Genomic DNA, 16,054 nt, shown 5'->3' with positions numbered 1-16,054 from the left:
CGACGCCATGAAACGGATCTTGCGGACCCTGATGCTGCTGCTGGCATCGCTGATCGCCCTGACCCCCGCCACCGCGCAGGACGAGGGCGGCCCCTACCGGCTGGGCACCGGCGACGAGGTGAAGATCTTCGTCTTCGGGCTGGATGCCGCAAACGGCAGTTATGCGCTGGGCGACGGGGGCAGCATTTCCCTGCCGCTGATCGGCGCGGTTCCGGCAGCGGGGCGAACGCTGCCCGAGCTGGAGGCGGCGATCGGCGAGGCGTTGAAGGCGAAGCAGATCATCAAGGAACCCAGCGTCAGCGCGCAGATGGTGAAATACCGGCCCTTCTACATCCTGGGCGAAGTGCAGAAGCCGGGCCAATATGCCTATGCCCCCGGCCTTACGGTGATCCAGGCCGTGAGCATGGCCGGCGGCTATACCTTCCGCGCGAACGAGAAGAAGGCGACGATCAGCCGACCCGGCAACGGTCAGGCGGTGAAGTCCAGCGTGAAACCCGACGCCCGGGTGATGCCGGGCGATACGGTGATCATCGCGGAGGCCTGGTTCTGAGCCGATGGACCGGCTGAACCCACAGCATGATCCGGGGCTGCTGGCGCCTGCCGGCCGCCGCGCGGATCGCTGGCTGTGGCTGGCCGGGCTGGCGATGGCGCTTTGCCTGCTGGCGCGGATCCTGAACGCGCCGGTTTCGCGCGACGAGCAGATCTTCTTTTCGGTTTCCCTGCTGGCGGGTGCGCATGATCTCTATTCCGTGCTGGGATTCAACCACCTGCCCAACCTGCCGCTGCTGACGGGGCCGCTGCTGCAGGCTGCGGACAGGCCCTTCCTCGTGGCGCGGCTGATCGTGTTCGTGGCCTGGCTGGCAAGCCTGGGGCTGATCGGCGTTCATGCGCTGCGGGAAACGGGAAGTCGCGCGCTGGCGGGGCTGTCCCTGCTGCTGCTCGCCTCCAGCCCGCTGCTGCTGAACGAGACGGGGACGCTGTTCAGCAACAATCTGCTGCCCGTGCCGTTCGCGCTGGCCGGCGTGATCCTTTTCCTGCGCGCGGTGGAGGCGGATCCGCCCGACGCCCGACGGCTGCTGGCGGCGGGTGTGCTGCTGGCTTTCGCGGCGGGGCTGAAGGCCAATTACCTGTTCGTGATCGTGCCGGTTGGCGTCGCCGCCCTGCTGATGCCGGCCCGGCTGTCACCCGGCCAACGGCTGCTGCACGTGGCGGGGCCCTTGCTGGTGGGCGGGGTGATCGGCGGCGCGCCGACGCTGATCCGGCTGGCGCGCGATCCGCAGGGGCTGCTGGCGCATGTGGTGGGCTATCATACCGGGCCGCACCGGGCGCAGGCCGCGGCGTCTTCCGAAGATCTGGTCATTTCCCTTGGCGACCGCATCCTGCTGGCGCGGCAACTGTGGGGCGATGGCGGCACGCTGCTGACGGGCTTCCTGTGCGTGTTGCTGGTGCTGCTGCTGCTTCGGCAGGGGTGGCGGCCCGGCCGGGGCTTCTGGCTGCTGGGCGCGATCATCCTGCTGGGGGCAGTGATGGGTCTGGTTCCCACGCCGTCGTTTCCGCAATATTTCAGCCTGCCCGTTCCTTTCCTGATCCTGATGCTGCTGCTGCTGGCGGGAGCGCTGGAAGGACAGGGCCGGGCCCTTGCCGCGCCGGCCCTGCTGGCGCTGGGGCTGATGGTGCTGGCGGTGGACGGGCCGCGACTGGCGCGCGATCTGCCGAAGCTCGCCCGGCCGGCCATGTGGGTGCCCATGAAGGTGCACGACATTTCCCGGCAGGTGGTCGCCGCGACTGGCGCCGGGCCGGTGGTCACCCTGTCCCCGGTCTATGTGCTGGAGGCGGGCGGGCGCATCTATCCGGAACTCGCCGGCGGGCCGTTCGTATATCGCGTCGCGCATCTGATCCCGGCCGCGCAGCGGCCCTATTACCGGGCCATCGTGGGGCCGGACAATCTGGCCGCCTTCCTGGCGGCCGCCCCGCCAGCCGGGGTGCTGGTGGGGGAACATGGCCCGCTGGACGATGCGCTGCGGGCCCATGCCGCGCGGCAGGGGATGCGCCCAATCCCGCTGGCGGGCGCCGCCACCCGCTACGGGCAGCTGGAACTGTTCGTGGCGGACGGCCGCTGAGATGTGCGGGATCGCCGGCATTCTGACAGGGCCTGCATGGCAGGGGCCGGGGCCCGCCGTGGTCGCCGCGGCCATGACAGCCGTGCTGGCGCACCGGGGGCCCGACAGCGACGGCCTGTGGCAGGATGAAGCGGCCGGGATCGCGCTGGGGCACCGGCGGCTGGCGATCGTGGATCTGTCCGCGCAGGGGCATCAGCCGATGGAGTCCGGAAGCGGGCGCTACATGCTGGCCTACAATGGCGAGATCTACAATTTCCGCACATTGCGGGCCGGGCTGGAACAGCGCGGGCATCGCTTTCGCGGCCATTCCGACACCGAGATCCTGCTGGCGCTGATCGAGGAGGCGGGGCTGGAGGCGGCGCTGCCGCAACTGGCGGGGATGTTCGCGATCGCCCTGTGGGACCGGCGGGAGCGGGTGCTGCACCTGGTGCGCGATGCGGTGGGCAAGAAACCGCTGTATGTGGGGGTTGCGGGCGACGCCGTCTGCTTCGGATCGGAGCTGAAGGCGCTGGCCGCCGTGCCGGGTTTCCGGCGGGAGGTGGATGCCGATGCGCTGGGGCACATGCTGCGGCGCCAATATGTGCCGGCGCCCTTCTGCATCTGGCGCGACGCGATCAAGCTGCCTGCCGGGACGCGGCTGGCGCTGCGCGCGGGGGCCGCGCGATCCGCGGACGAGCTGCGCGCCGGGCTGATCCGCTGGTTCGATCCCGTGGCGCGGGCGGTGGAGGGGCAGGCCCGGCCGCTGGAGGGGGATGACGGCGCCCTGCTCGACCGGCTGGAAGCCGTGCTGGAAACGGCCGTGGCGGAACGGATGATCGCGGATGTGCCGCTGGGCGCCTTCCTGTCGGGCGGGGTGGACAGTTCGCTGGTGGTGGCGCTGATGACCCGGATGGGCGGCGGCAAGGTGCGCACCTTCACCGCGGCCTTCGGGGAGGCTGGCTTCGACGAATCGGGCAAGGCGCAGGCCATTGCCCGGCATCTGGAGACGGACCATCTGAGCCTGCCGGTTTCGGCGGACGAGGCGCGCGCGGTGATCCCGATGCTGCCCGACATCGCGGATGAACCCTTCGCGGACGCCTCCATCATCCCGAGCTTCCTGATCTGCCGGCTGGCGCGGCAGGATGTGACCGTGGCGCTTTCGGGTGACGGCGGGGACGAGAGTTTCGGCGGCTATGGCCGCTATCTGCTGGCGGCGCGGCTGGGCTGCTGGCTGGACCCGATGCCGCAATGGGCGCGCGACCTTGGCGGCCGGGCGCTGGCGCATGCGCCGGACGGGCTGCTTTCGGCACTGGCAGGCGCGGGCGGGGGGCAGGCCGGCTATCGCGGGGGCGTCACGACGGACCGGCTGCGCAAGCTCGCCGGGTGCGCGCGCGCGCCGGGCCCGGACGCGCGCTATGCCGCCCTGCAGGACATCGGTGCCGTGCCGGGCTTTCGGGGCGCCTGGCCGGGACCTGCGCCGGCGGTGGCCGCGCTGGACCCGATGCACCGGATGATGCTGGCCGACACGATTTCCTATCTGCCGGACGATGTGCTGGCAAAGGTGGACCGGGCGAGCATGGCGGTCGCGCTGGAGGCGCGCGCGCCGTTGCTGGACGGGCGGGTGATGGCGCTGGCCTGGCGGCTGCCGCTGCGGATGAAGCTGCGCGACGGGCGAGGCAAATGGGCGCTGCGCGCCCTGCTGGCGCGGCATCTGCCCGCCGCGCTGATCGACCAGGGCAAGGAAGGCTTTTCGGTGCCGGTGGCGGACTGGCTGCGCGGGCCGCTGAAGGCGTGGGGCGATCACCTTCTGACGGCGGCGCGGGTGCGGGAGGACGGGCTGCTGGACCCCGGCATCGTGGACCGGCTGTGGCGCGAACATCAATCGGGCGCGCGCAACCATGCCGCGCCGCTGTGGAGCCTGCTGATGTTCAGGGCCTGGCAGGATCGCTGGCAGGCGCCGGCCCCGGCGGGTGCTGATCCGGCTGTGGCCGAGCGGCTGGCCGCCCTGCCCCGCTGAGCCGGTCGTAGATCCGTGCCACCTGCCGCACATGGGTTTCGATTCCGAACCGTTCCTGCGCGTCGGCGCGGGCGGCAGCCGAAAGACGGGCGCGCAGCGCGGGATCGGCCATGCGGACGATGGCATCGGCAAAGGCCGATGGATCGTCCGGCGCCACCATCAGCCCGGTTTCATCCTGGCGGATCGCTTCCGGATTGCCGCCTGAATCCGCCGCGACCAGGGCGGTGCCCAGCAGCATGGATTCGACGAGCGTGCGCCCGAACGGTTCCTCGACAGCGGTGACGAGGTTGATGTCGCAGGCGGCCATCCAGCCTTCGACCGGGCGCTGGAAGCCCATCTGCCGTACCATGCCGGATAGGCCGAGCCGCTGGATGGCAGCGCTGACTTCCTCTGCGCTGCCCGGATCATAGGGCAGGCCGAACATCAGGCCGAAGAGGGGGCGGTCCGTGCGGCGGCGCGCTTCGGCCAGCGCTTCCAGGAACAGGATGGGGCGCTTGCGGGCGGCATAATGGCCGAAGAAGCCGATGACAGTGCAATCATCCGCGATGTCCAGCTGCCGCCTGAGGCCGGGGGCGGCGCGCCTCGCCTCCTCCAGCACGGGGCCGAGCGCGAAGGGGCTGCGCACCACATGCGCCCGACCCAGCCGGGCGAGCCGGTGTCCTTCGGGCAGGGAGAAGTGCGAGACGCTGGCGAGTTCCCGCGCGGTCCAGGGCGCGACGAGGCGCAGGGCGCGGGCATCCGGGCTGGCGCGGTGGTGCCACAGCTGCGGCACGCCGGCGAGGCGCGCGGCGGTGCCCCAGGCCACGTGCATCAGCCCTTCGTTGCTGTGGACGATATCGATGCGGTTTTCGGCCAGCCAGCGGGCGCGGGCGGGCGCGCGCAGCAGCAGGGCGGCCTTGCCAAGCGGCGCGATGGCGGCCGGTGCCGCGACCCAGGGCAGGCCGCGCCGCCGGAGTTCGTCGAGCAGGGTTCCTTCCGCCCGGTGCAGCAGGATCAGCGGATCGTGGCGCGCCCTGTCCAGCGCTTCGACCAGCATCAGCGCCGACATGTGGCTGCCCCCGGCGAGCCCGCCTTCGAAGGGGAAGAGGATGCGGCTGGGCGACATGGCCGGGCGGATTACCTCCTGATCGTGATGCACCGGGTTTAGCGTCTGCCGGGCGCGGCGCGAGCGGAATTCGGAATAGCGGCGCGAATGGAATAGCCCGAAGGGGTATGTTGCTACCCGTTCGCCCCTGTTCTTTCAGGGCCGGCAAGGCGTTAGGTTCAAAGCTGAAGCGGGGTTCGGGCGCCGGGCAAGCGCACGGCCCGACGGGAGTTGGCCATGAACCTTGGGCACATGTGGGCAAAGGGCGCGGTGGCGATGGTGCTGGCGGCGCTGGCGCTGCCGGCCCCGCTGGGCGCGCAGGACATCCGGCCGGGCCTGTCGGTGCGCGACCTGCCGAGGCCGGGCTATGAAACCGGGCGATGGCAGGCGGGGAACACCGTCTTCCTGCCGGTGCTGACGGCGCAGGCGGTTTGGACGGACAATGTGTTCGCGACATCCACCAACCCGGCGAGCGCGGTGATCTTCGGGATCAATCCCCGCATCGACGCCATCTCGCGCGGGCGGCGGTTGACGCTGGAGACATCCGCCTATGCCAATGTCTCGCTGCATTCGCGCTACACGACGGAAGACCGGGTGACGTTCGGGCTGGGCACGGCCGGGCGACAGCATCTGGGGCAGACGGGCGCGCTGAAATTCGGCCTGCGGCTTGACCGGGGGGCGCAGGCGCGATCCGATCCGGAGGCAAGCCCGACGCTGGAACGGCCGGCGCTTTACAACAGCTTTCAGGTGCGTCTGGGTGCGGAGGGCGATGCCGGGCCGCTGCGCATCGGGGCGGACGGCACCATCCAGAAGGTGAACTACCTGGCGTCCGGCGAATCCGATCCGGTGGAGCGGGCGCGGCTGGAGGACCAGGACCTGACCAGCTACCAGCTGCCGGTCCGGATCGGCTGGCGGGCGTCGCCCCGGCTGACGGTTTTCGTGGAGCCGTTCGTGAACCGGCGCGACGCGCGCCTGCCGGCTGACCGCACGGGCATCGACCGCGACCTGACGACCTGGGGCGCGCAGGCGGGCGCGCAACTGGACATTGCCGACCGCTGGAACGGGTCGCTGGGCATCGGCGCCTTCCGCAGCAACCCGGACGATCCGACGCTTTCGGGCTATTCCGGCTTTTCGATGAGCGGCAACCTCGTCTGGTCCCCCGATCCGCGCACGCGGGTGGTGTTCACCGGCTTTTCCGGCGACGTGGCGACCGTGCGATCCGGCGCGACGGGACGGATCGACACGCGCGCAGGCGTCCGCATCGAGCAGGAGATCAGGCACAACCTGCTGGCCTTTGCCGGGATCGGCTGGCGGCAGACCCGCTATCGCGGTTCGAACCCGAACCGCCTCTGGTCGGTTCCGGTGGAGGCGGAGGTGGAGTGGCTGATGAGCCGCACGCTGAGCCTGTTCGGGACGGTGCGCCACGAGAACCGGCGATCGGATCTGGCGAGCGACCGGTTCCGGCGGACGGACATCGGCGTCGGCATCCGGGTGCGGACCTGACATCCGGCAATGCTGACCATGTTGCGGACCGTTGCGCAGGATGAGCGCTTCCTGGCGCTGAGGGGGCGGCTGCGGAGCGTCGGCCATCTGCTGACGGGAAATTTCGCCGAAGCGCTGATCGGCCTGCTGGTGATCGCGGTTGCGGCGCGCGCGCTGGGGCCGAAGGATTATGGCATCCTGGTGCTGGCCTTTTCCTTCGTGTGGGCGATCGAACGGCTGATCTCGTTCCAGGCCTGGCAGCCGCTGGTCCGCTATGGCGCGGGGCTGACGGGCGCGGATCAGCGCGACGATCTGCGCTCGCTTCTGAAGTTCGGCCTGGGGCTGGACCTGATCGGAGCGTTCGGCGGATGGGCGATCGGGGTGACGATTGCGCTGGCCGGCGGGTTCTTCTTCGGCTGGTCGGAGGAAACCCGGCGGGTGATGCTGCTGACCTGTTCCATCCTGCCGTTCCGGCTGATGGGCATGCCCACCGCCGCGCTCAGGATCTTCGGCGCCTACAAGTCCATCGCCTGGGTCAGCACGATCGGCACGGGCCTGAGGCTGGCCGGTTCCCTTCTGGCCTGGGCGCTGGGCGGCGACATCTTTGATTTCACGCTGGCCTGGGTGGCGGGGCAGATCGCGGCGGGCATCCTGTTCCTGTGGTATTCCTTCCGCGTGCTGCGGCGCCACGGGGTGACGCGGGTGCTTGCCGCCCCGACCTACGCCGTTTCGGACCGGTTCGAGGGCATCTGGCGCTTCGCCCTTTCCGCCAACCTGTCGCTGACGCTGAGATCCAGCGCGAACCAGCTGGACATCCTGATGGTGGGGGCGATTGCCGGCCCGGCTGCCGCCGGCCTCTATCACATCGCCAAGCGGGCCGGGAAAGTGGCGGAGCAGGTGGGAACCCAGGCGCAGGCGGTGCTGTATCCGGATCTGTCCAGGCACTGGTCGCGGCGGGAATATGCCGAGGTGCGGGCCGCGGTGATGCAGATGGAGCTGCTGCTGTTCGGGCTGGGCCTGCTGGGCACGCTGGCCGTGCTGCTGGTGGGCGAGCCGTTGATCCGCATTGCCATCGGCGACAATTTCGCGGGCGCCTGGCACCTGATGCTGGTGCAGATGGCAGCCGTGACCCTGATGATGGCGGGCACCGGCGCGCGATCCGGCCTGCTCGCCATGGGAGAGGACCGGCTGGTGCTGAAGGCGACCATCATCGGAATCCTGATCTTCCATGCCACGCTGCTGGCACTGGTGCCGGTGATCGGGCCGATGGGTGCGAACGTCGCGCATGCGCTGCTGGGCCTTGTATGCGGCGCGCAGATGATCATTGGCTTCCGCCGGAAGATCAGGATTCTCGAGCGGTGATCGCCGCCTTTGTGGCGCTGTCGGCGGCGACGGTTCCTGTCGGCGACCGGCCTGCCTTTTCCGGTGCGGAGGGCCATGGCGCCATGGCGCAGGGCGGTCGCGGCGGGCGGATCATCCCGGTGACGACCCTGGCGGATGCGGGCCCGGGTTCTCTCCGGGCCTGCATCGAGGCGCGGGGCCCCCGTGTGTGCGTGTTCCGGGTGGCCGGGGTGATCCGCTTCACGACGCGGCGGCCGCTGATCCGCAACCCGCAGCTGACGATCGCGGGCGAAAGCGCGCCGGGCGGCGGGATCATCGTGACCAACGGCGGCGGACGTGACGGGCAGACGCCGATCGCGATCAAGGGCACGCACGATATCGTGATCCGGCACATCCGGGTGCGGGCCGACCGGCTGAGCGAGAGCCGGTCAGGAAACGCCGCCTTCACGATCGAGGACAGCCGAAACGTGATTCTGGACCATGTGAGCGGCAGCTGGGCGCAGGATCAGAATTTCAGCGCGCAGGGCTTCAACACGCGGATCACCGTTTCCAATTCCATCTTCGCGGAAGGCATCCCGCGCCACGACAAATGCGCGCTGCTGGCGAGCGACCCGGTGAAGGCGCAGCGGTTCAGCCTGATCCGCAGCCTGTGCGCCCACAACGGAGACCGCAACCCGGACGCCAACTTCCCGCCCGGTTCCTGCGTGGAGGTGACGAACAACATCTTCTACAATGCGCAGTCCCAGTTCGCGGAAGTCTGGGAGGGGGCAGGGGGAACGCCGGTTTCGCTGTCCGGAAATATCTTCCGGCGCGGCCCGAACAGCACCGGGTCGGCGGTTGCGATCGAGCGGATGATGATCGCCTCGCGCGGGCCGGCGGCGATCCATGCCGCGGGCAATATGGTGGACGGGAACATGCTGCTGATGAACGAAGCCGCTGCCGAGGTTCGCAAGGCGGCTGCGCCCTGCCGCGCGGCAAGCCGGATCCGGCCGGCGGAACGCGCCTGGGTGGAGGTGCTTTCGGTTGCGGGGGCCTTGCCGCGCGACGCGGTGGACCAGCGGGTGGTGGCGGAAACCATCGCCCGCAAGGGGCGGATCCGGCCCGCGCCCGGCCCAATGCCGATGATCGCCCCGGCTGCGCCCGACCCGGATGCGGACGCGGACGGGATGGACGACCGGTGGGAGGCGCGGCACGGGGCCGATCCGAAGCGGCCCGATCCCTGGGCGGATTCAGACCGGAACGGCTGGGCTAATCTCGAGGATTTCCTGCAATCGCGGCATCGGGAACGGGTTCGCTCGGCAGAGGCTGCGCAGTCGGCGGATGCCCTGAGGGCGGCGCTGAAGGGGCAGCGGCCGCAGGATTGATCTGCCGTTCCACGATGGGCAGGGGGCGGCGCTTCGTCTGCTGGAACATCCGGCCCACATATTCGCCCAGGATGCCGAAGCACATGGCGTTGAGGGTGATGGAAAGCAGCAGCAGCAGCGTGGTGGTGGCGAAGCCCGCCGGCCAGTCCGCCCCGAACAGCAGCCGCCCGCCGAGATAGCCGATCAGCAGCAGGAAGGTGATGGCGCCCACGATCAGCGCCACGGCGGAGGCGAAGCGCAGCGGCGCGAGGCTGTGGTTCAGCAGCCCGTCCACGGCCATCGACACCATCTTGCGCAAGGGGAACTTGCTTTCGCCCGCGATCCGTTCCTGCCGGTCATAGAGGATGCCGACCTGGGAAAAGCCCATCGCGCTGATCAGGCCGCGCACATAGGGCGTCGTGTCCTCGATACCGCGCAGCTCGTCGAGGATGCGCCGGTCCACGAGGCGGAACTCGCCCGCGTTCAGGGGCAGGTCGTCATCCGACATGGCGCGGATCAGGCGGTAGAACAGGCGCCGGGCGAAGGCTGTCGTCGCGCCGTCGGGCAGGGAGCGGCGGATGCCATAGACGACCTGGTGGCCCTGCTGCCACATCGCCAGCATCTGCGGGATCAGCGCCGGCGGGTCCTGAAGGTCGCAATCGACCTGCACCGCGCAATCGCCGCGCGCCTGCTGATAGGCATAGAGGACGGAGCGGTGGTAGCCGAAGTTGCGCGAATAGCGGATCACCCGCACCCGGCTGTCCGTTGCAGCGATGCGCGACAGCCGTTCGAAGGTGCGGTCGGTTGAATGATTGTCGGAAAACAGGATTTCATATGTTGCGTCGGGGATAGCCCGAAGCACGGTGGAAATCGTCTGATAGGCGCGATCGACGGTCGTCTCCTCATTGTAGCAGGGGACGATCACCGTGATCAGCATGCCAGCACCTCCGCCGCGGCGGCCTGCCGCTCGGCCTCGATGGTGCGGGCGAGGCCTTCGGCGAGCGGGATGCGCGCCTGCCAGCCGCAGCCGCGCGCGGCGGCCTCCGGTGCGCCGATCAGGGTGGGGGTGCCGCCCGGCGGGTCGGCGGGGCCGAAGCTGAGCAGGGTGGGCGGCGTGCCCAGTTCGGCGGCGATCGCTTCCGCGACGGCGCGCATCGTCGGCCCCTGCCCGGTGCAGAGGTTGACGACGGGGCTGGCGGGCTTTCGGGCGACCGCGATCAGCCCTTCGACGGCGTCGTCCACATGCATCAGGTCCCGCCGGTCGGTCGGGCGGGCGACATGCGCGGGATGGCCCGCCATCAGTCGGCGGATCAGGCTGGGCACGAGGAAGCGCGCAGACTGCCCCGGCCCGTAGATGAGGGCGAGGCGGGCGCTGACGGTGGCGAAGGGCAGGCGGGCGGCCAGCATCGCGCCGAAGCGGGTGGCGGCCATGGCGCCGGCCGCATGGCTGTCGGCCGGTTCCTCGCGCTGATCCTCCCGGTAGGGGGTGGCGATGGGGCCATATTCCGCCAGTGATGCGCCACGCACCAGCGCAGCAGGCGGGCGCGGGGCGGCGGCGAGCGCGGCCAGCAGATCCACGAACAGGGCGGGGCCTTCGGCGATGGCATTCCGGGCATCCGAAAGCCCGTCGGCCGGCCGGCGGTGATCGCCGCTGGCCAGGTGGAAGACGATGTCCGGTTCCAGCCGGGCTGCAAGCGCCTCGACGGCGGCGCGGTCGGACAGGTCGACCCGTTCCACGGCGATGCCGGAGAGCGGCGCGAGCGGCGCAACATCCGTGGTCGGGCGGACAAGCGCATGCACCGAAGCGCCGTCCGCCAGCAGCCGCGCGCACAGGTGGCGGCCGATGAACCCGGCCGCCCCGGTGACCAGGATGCGCGCCCCCCGCACCCCGGTTCCGTTCAGGGCAGGAGCGCCGGTTCCGGCAGGGGCATCAGGAACTTGCCGCCCCCCTGCTCGAACCCGGCCTGCTGGCTTCGGATCTCGTCGAAGAAGTTCCACGCCAGCACCAGCAGCACGTCCGGCTTTTCCGCCTCGATCGCCTCCACGCCGCGGATCGGAATCTTCATCCCCGGCGACAGGAGACCGTGCTTCAGCGGGTTCTTGTCCACCAGGAAGTCGATCCTGTCGGGGCCGATCCCGAAATAGTTGAGCAGCGTGTTGCCCTTGGCCGGCGCGCCATAGCCTGCGATCTTCTTGCCCTGTGACCTCAGCGCGTCGATCTTGTCGATCAGCTGGCGGCGCACGGCCTCGATCCGGGCGGCAAAGGCGTCGTAGGTGGCGCGGTCGTGGATCCCGTAGGCTTCTTCCGCGTCCAGCAGTTCCCGCACCGCGTCAGACGGCGGGGTGTCAAGCGTTTCCCGCTGAAGCCGGACCCGCATCGACCCGCCATGGACGGCGATCGGATCCACATGCACCAGCCGAAAGCCGAAGCGCTCGCCCAGCCGCTTGAGGGACAGCAGGCTGAATTCCGAGACATGTTCCTGGTAGATGTTGTCGAAGCGGTTGCGCTTCAGCAGCTCCAGCGCCTGCGGCACCTCGATCACGAAGCTGCCGTCCGCCGCCAGCAGGATGGCGACCCCCTGCATGAAGCTGTCGAGATCGCCGATATGGTTGAATGTGTTGGTGGTGACGATCACCTTCGCGGGCCCGCGCGTCGCCAGCAGGTCGTGCGCGGTTTCGGGGTTGAAATAGGCGACATGCACCTCCACCCCGCGCTCCTTCGCCAGCGGCACCAGGTTGGCGGCCGGATCGACGCCCAGCGTCTTCGCCCCAAGGCGGATGCAGGCCCCCAGAAGCAGCCCGTCATTGCAGCCGATGTCGACGATGAGCCCGCCATCCGCCAGCGTCGTCAGCACCTGCGCCGTCTGTTCGAAATGGCCGTGCATCGTCTGCGCGCCGGACGGGACATAGAGATAATGGCGGAAGAAATCGGCCGGGATCTGATCCTCGATCTGGATCAGCCCGCAATCAAGGCAGGCCGCCATGTCCAGCGAGAAGGCCGGTTGCGGCTTGGCGGCGTCTGCCGGGGGCACGAACATGTTGGCCGGCGGGTGCGCGCCCATCGGCAGGAACACATAGGGCGAGGGGGCGTTGCAGCATCTGCACTTGTCCATGGCTTCGCGCTCCTCAGGCCAGTTCGGGGGTGCGCGCGAACTGCCGCGCGAAGGCCCGGAACGTCTCGTGCATGTAATCGATCTGCGCATCGCCCAGGCCGTGGTGGCAGGCGAGCAGGATGCCGCCGCGCATCACGTCGTCGGCCACCGGATAGCCGCCCGGCGCCGCCTTGTGGCGCACCGCCTTCATCGCCGGCTGGCGCAGGATGTTGCCGGTGAACACCGGGCGGGTCTGGATGTCGCGCTGTTCCAGGAAGATCTGCAGGTCGCGCCGGGTGAAGGGCGCGTCGGCCCGGATGGTCAGCGGGAAGGCCAGCCAGCCGGTGCGCGCGGCCGGCAGCTGCCGGGGCAGCAGGAACCAGTCCTCATAGGCGGTGAAGAATTGCAGGTGGCGGGCGAAATTGGCTTCGCGCGCGGCGATGTTCGCCTCCAGCTTCTCCAGCTGGATCAGCCCGAAGGCCGCGCCCATCTCGCTCGGCTCGAAATTGTAGCCCAGCTCCTCGAACAGGAACTTGGCGTCGTAATCGATGCCGTCCAGTTGCACGTTGAAGCGATTCTCGATCGATTCCGAATCCACGAACAGCGACGAACTGCGCCCCCAGGATCGCAGCAGCAGCCCGCGCCGGTGATGTTCGCGCGTCTTCACGCAGACCATGCCGCCGTTGCCGCCGGCGTTGATGACATGGCTGCCATAGAAGCTGGTGGTGCTGATGTCCGCGCGGGAGCCGGTGGAACGGCCGTGCAGCGTGGCGCCCAGCGTGTCGGCGCTGTCCTCCACCACCATCAGGCCATGCGCATCGGCGATGGCGCGGATGCGATCCCAATCGGGCAGGTTGCCGATCAGCGAGGGGATCATCATGGCGCGGGTGTCCGGGCCGATCATCGCCGGAATCGCCTCCACGTCGATGTTGTAGGTGCCGGGGGCGGCATCGACGAAGGCGGGCACCAGCCCGTTCTGCACCAGCGGCGCGACGGTCGTCGCGAAGGTGAGGACGGGGGTGATGACCTCGCTGCCGGGTGGCAGGTCGAGCAGCTTCACGGCGAGGAAATTCGCCGAGCTGCCGGAATTGACCATGATGCCGTGCGGCTTGTCAAACAGGCGGGCGACGCGGCATTCCATCTCGCGCACGTTGGTGCCCATCTGCGTGGAGCTGCGCAGGACGGCGACAACCGCCGCGATCTCCGGCTCTCCGTGAACGGTCTGACCATAATTCACGCGCATTGCTGTAGACCCCCATCTGGCAACGAAACCGCCGACACCCCTCCGTCGGCCGCACCCCCCCCGGCGAACCAGTCGATCTGTGCCAGGGTGAATTCCCGCATGTCGGTGGCCCCGGCCGCCCAGCGCCGGTACCAGTCGATCGTCATCCCGAGCGCGTCCGGCAGGGATAGGCGCGGCCGCCAGCCCAGTTCGGCGCGCGCCTTCGCACTGTCGAGCGCGAGCAGGCCCGCCTCGCGGCTGTCGCCGCCGGGGCCGTAGTGAAAGGTGGGGCCGCCCGGTCCCCAGGCCTCGGCCATCAGCGCCGTCATGCGGGCGACATCGACGGTGCCGTCCGCATCCGGCCCGAAATTCCAGGCGGTCGCTGCCTGCGAACGGCCGGAAAGCAGCGCCTCGGCCACCAGCAGATAGCCGGACAGCGGCTCCAGCACATGCTGCCAGGGCCGGGTGCTGCCAGGGTTGCGGATCAGCGTGGGGCTGCCGGCCAGCGTCGCGCGGACGATGTCGGGGATCAGCCGGTCCGCCGCCCAGTCGCCGCCGCCGAACACGTTCCCGGCCCGCACCGTCGCCAGCAGGGGCGCGCCGGGCCCGGCGAAATAGGATCGGCGGAAGGCGCTTGCGACCAGTTCGGTGCCGGCCTTGCTGCTGGAATAGGGATCCTTGCCGCCCAGGGCGTCCGTCTCGCGGTAGCCCCAGGGCCATTCGTTGTTCTCATAGCATTTGTCGCTGGTGACGACGACGATGCCCTTCAGCGCGGGCATTGCGCGGGCGGCATCCAGCACGACGGCCGTGCCGACCACATTGGTGCGATAGGCCTCCACCGGGGACTGGTGGCACTGTCGCACGATGGCGTTGGCCGCCATGTGGATCACGAGGTCGGCATCGAGCCCGTTCAGGGCGCGAGCGTAATTCCCCTCGTCGCGGATGTCGCCGAAGCGGCCGTCGATCAGCGTGTCGAGCCCCAGCACGTCGTGCAGCGACGGGGTGGTGGCCGGCGGCAGGGAGATGCCGGTGACATGCGCACCCAGTTGCCTCAGCCACAGGGCCAGCCAGCCGCCCTTGAAGCCGCTGTGCCCCGTGAGAAGCACGCGCCGGCCCGCGAACGCGGCGCGCAGCCGGGCAGGATCGAAGCCGGCCGCTTCAGGCATGGGCCAGTTCGAGCTGGCGCGTACCGCTCGGCTCGCGGGCGAAACGCAGCCAGGGCGGCGGCTCCTCGCCCGCCATCGAATCCAGCATGTCGCGGTCGCGCACCGTGTCCATCGGGTGCCAGAAGCCGTGGTGCTTGTAGGCGAACAGCTGCCCGTCCTCCGCCAGTCGGCGCAGCGGCGCCATTTCCAGCGGCTCGGCGTCGTCGGTGAGGTAATCCAGCACGCCGGGTTCGAACACGAAGAAGCCGCCGTTGATCCAGGTTTCCTGCTTCTGCACCTTTTCCGAGAATTCCATCACCTGATCACCCTGGATCTCCAGGCTGCCGAAGCGCGCGGGCGGGGTGACGGCAGTTACGGTGGCGAGCCGCCCGTGAGAGCGGTGGAAGGCGAGGAGCGCGTCGATATCGATATTTCCTACCCCGTCGGAGTAGGTGACCATGAAGGTCTCGTCGCGGAGCCAGCCCTTCAGCCGCCTGAGGCGGCCGCCCGTCATGGTGGAAAGCCCGGTATCGACGACGGATACGCGCCAGTCGACCGGCCGGCAGGGGGCAAGCTGCATCTCTCCGTTGCCCAGCGCGACGGTGAAATCATTGTTGAGAAGGTGGAGCCCCTGGAAGAAGGCCTTCATCTGCATGGCCTTGAAACCGCAGGCGACGACGAAATCCGTGTGGTTCCAGCGGCTGTAGATATCCATCACATGGAGGATGACGGGCCGCCCGCCCACTTCCACCATGGGTTTTGGCACTCTCACGGTTTCCTCGGCGAGCCTTGATCCGAGCCCTCCGGCCAGAAGCACAACCTGCATCGCGCCCTCCCTCCGTGCCAGGCTTGCCATGCCCGGGCAGGGAAGCCGGCCAATCCGACTCCCCCCATTCTCTGGGAATGCTATTCACGACGGGCCTGAGCCCCAAAGCCCATTCGGGAGACTATACCTTCGGCCCCTGACCTATCCCTGCGGTGAGGAGGAGGGCCCGGCGCGCGCGGCCAGCCACATGAAAGGCGGCGAAAAAATCAAACAAATTTGAAAAAATTTGCAGAATCTGAGGTGCTTGATCTCTCATGTTGACAGTTAATATCCATTAGGTATTTTGCCGCTGCTGCAACTGCGCAAAGCAGGGCCAGTCAAAAAGAAATCAAGCAATCAAAAGGTAGGTCGCAACTCAGTTATCCCCGCAAGAAGCCGCCGAACAGGTGCAGCATGACTGCGC

13 protein-coding genes are annotated in these 16,054 nt (G+C 69.1%); 6 read left to right on the top strand and 7 right to left on the bottom strand.

Annotated elements, in window-relative coordinates:
• Nucleotides 1–7 precede the first annotated feature (7 nt).
• The 3 genes from ACW9TV_RS01345 to asnB are packed head-to-tail and all read left to right on the top strand — an operon-like array spanning nucleotide 8 to nucleotide 4,116.
• Nucleotides 8–550 (top strand): polysaccharide biosynthesis/export family protein, encoded by a 543-nt coding sequence (locus tag ACW9TV_RS01345; protein WP_494304071.1) that lies wholly within the window; start codon nucleotides 8–10, stop codon nucleotides 548–550.
• A gap of 4 nt (nucleotides 551–554) precedes the next feature.
• Nucleotides 555–2,120, top strand: coding sequence for a hypothetical protein (locus ACW9TV_RS01340; protein ID WP_494304070.1), 1,566 nt, complete (start codon nucleotides 555–557; stop codon nucleotides 2,118–2,120).
• Nucleotides 2,014–4,116, top strand: a complete 2,103-nt coding sequence (asnB, locus tag ACW9TV_RS01335; protein ID WP_494305010.1) for an asparagine synthase (glutamine-hydrolyzing) — start codon at nucleotides 2,014–2,016, stop codon at nucleotides 4,114–4,116. The genes ACW9TV_RS01340 and asnB overlap by 107 nt, the downstream gene beginning before the upstream one ends.
• Here asnB and ACW9TV_RS01330 read toward each other — a convergent pair.
• Nucleotides 4,028–5,254 carry a glycosyltransferase family 4 protein gene (locus ACW9TV_RS01330; RefSeq protein ID WP_494304069.1) on the bottom strand — a complete coding sequence of 409 codons (1,227 nt, stop codon included), beginning with the start codon at nucleotides 5,252–5,254 and terminating at the stop codon, nucleotides 4,028–4,030. The genes asnB and ACW9TV_RS01330 overlap by 89 nt on opposite strands.
• A gap of 183 nt (nucleotides 5,255–5,437) precedes the next feature.
• Between ACW9TV_RS01330 and ACW9TV_RS01325 the strand changes: the two genes are divergently transcribed.
• From ACW9TV_RS01325 to ACW9TV_RS01315, 3 genes are read left to right on the top strand one after another with little or no spacing between them, the layout of a single operon-like run.
• A complete protein-coding gene (locus tag ACW9TV_RS01325; protein ID WP_494304068.1) occupies nucleotides 5,438–6,703 on the top strand; it encodes an outer membrane beta-barrel protein in 1,266 nt (421 codons plus the stop codon).
• A gap of 18 nt (nucleotides 6,704–6,721) precedes the next feature.
• Entirely contained in the window at nucleotides 6,722–8,044 is a 1,323-nt protein-coding gene (locus ACW9TV_RS01320; RefSeq protein ID WP_494304067.1) for a lipopolysaccharide biosynthesis protein, read from the top strand.
• Nucleotides 8,041–9,387: a pectate lyase family protein gene (locus ACW9TV_RS01315; protein WP_494304066.1), complete on the top strand. Its 1,347-nt coding sequence runs from the start codon at nucleotides 8,041–8,043 to the stop codon at nucleotides 9,385–9,387. Before ACW9TV_RS01320 ends, ACW9TV_RS01315 begins: the two co-directional genes overlap by 4 nt.
• Here ACW9TV_RS01315 and ACW9TV_RS01310 read toward each other — a convergent pair.
• From ACW9TV_RS01310 to ACW9TV_RS01285, 6 genes are read right to left on the bottom strand one after another with little or no spacing between them, the layout of a single operon-like run.
• Nucleotides 9,272–10,303 (bottom strand): glycosyltransferase family 2 protein, encoded by a 1,032-nt coding sequence (locus tag ACW9TV_RS01310; protein ID WP_494304065.1) that lies wholly within the window; start codon nucleotides 10,301–10,303, stop codon nucleotides 9,272–9,274. The two genes, ACW9TV_RS01315 and ACW9TV_RS01310, sit on opposite strands and share 116 nt — an antisense overlap.
• Nucleotides 10,297–11,253, bottom strand: a complete 957-nt coding sequence (locus ACW9TV_RS01305) for an NAD-dependent epimerase/dehydratase family protein (protein WP_494304064.1) — start codon at nucleotides 11,251–11,253, stop codon at nucleotides 10,297–10,299. Before ACW9TV_RS01305 ends, ACW9TV_RS01310 begins: the two co-directional genes overlap by 7 nt.
• Before the next feature lie 11 nt (nucleotides 11,254–11,264).
• The gene (locus ACW9TV_RS01300) at nucleotides 11,265–12,479 is read right to left on the bottom strand and encodes a class I SAM-dependent methyltransferase (RefSeq protein ID WP_494304063.1); all 1,215 of its coding nucleotides are present in this window, start codon (nucleotides 12,477–12,479) and stop codon (nucleotides 11,265–11,267) included.
• Nucleotides 12,480–12,492: 13 nt separating this feature from the next.
• Nucleotides 12,493–13,701: a DegT/DnrJ/EryC1/StrS family aminotransferase gene (locus ACW9TV_RS01295; RefSeq protein ID WP_494304062.1), complete on the bottom strand. Its 1,209-nt coding sequence runs from the start codon at nucleotides 13,699–13,701 to the stop codon at nucleotides 12,493–12,495.
• Nucleotides 13,692–14,846: a CDP-glucose 4,6-dehydratase gene (gene rfbG / locus ACW9TV_RS01290; protein WP_494304061.1), complete on the bottom strand. Its 1,155-nt coding sequence runs from the start codon at nucleotides 14,844–14,846 to the stop codon at nucleotides 13,692–13,694. Before rfbG ends, ACW9TV_RS01295 begins: the two co-directional genes overlap by 10 nt.
• Complete coding sequence (locus ACW9TV_RS01285) at nucleotides 14,839–15,591, bottom strand: glucose-1-phosphate cytidylyltransferase (RefSeq protein ID WP_494304060.1); 753 nt, start codon at nucleotides 15,589–15,591, stop codon at nucleotides 14,839–14,841. The genes rfbG and ACW9TV_RS01285 overlap by 8 nt, the downstream gene beginning before the upstream one ends.
• Nucleotides 15,592–16,054: the final 463 nt, after the last annotated feature.

Source organism: Sandaracinobacter sp. T42, from assembly GCF_059115405.1.
The sequence above is the reverse complement of the archived record's forward strand: the minus strand, read 5'-3'. Positions and strand labels throughout refer to the sequence as shown.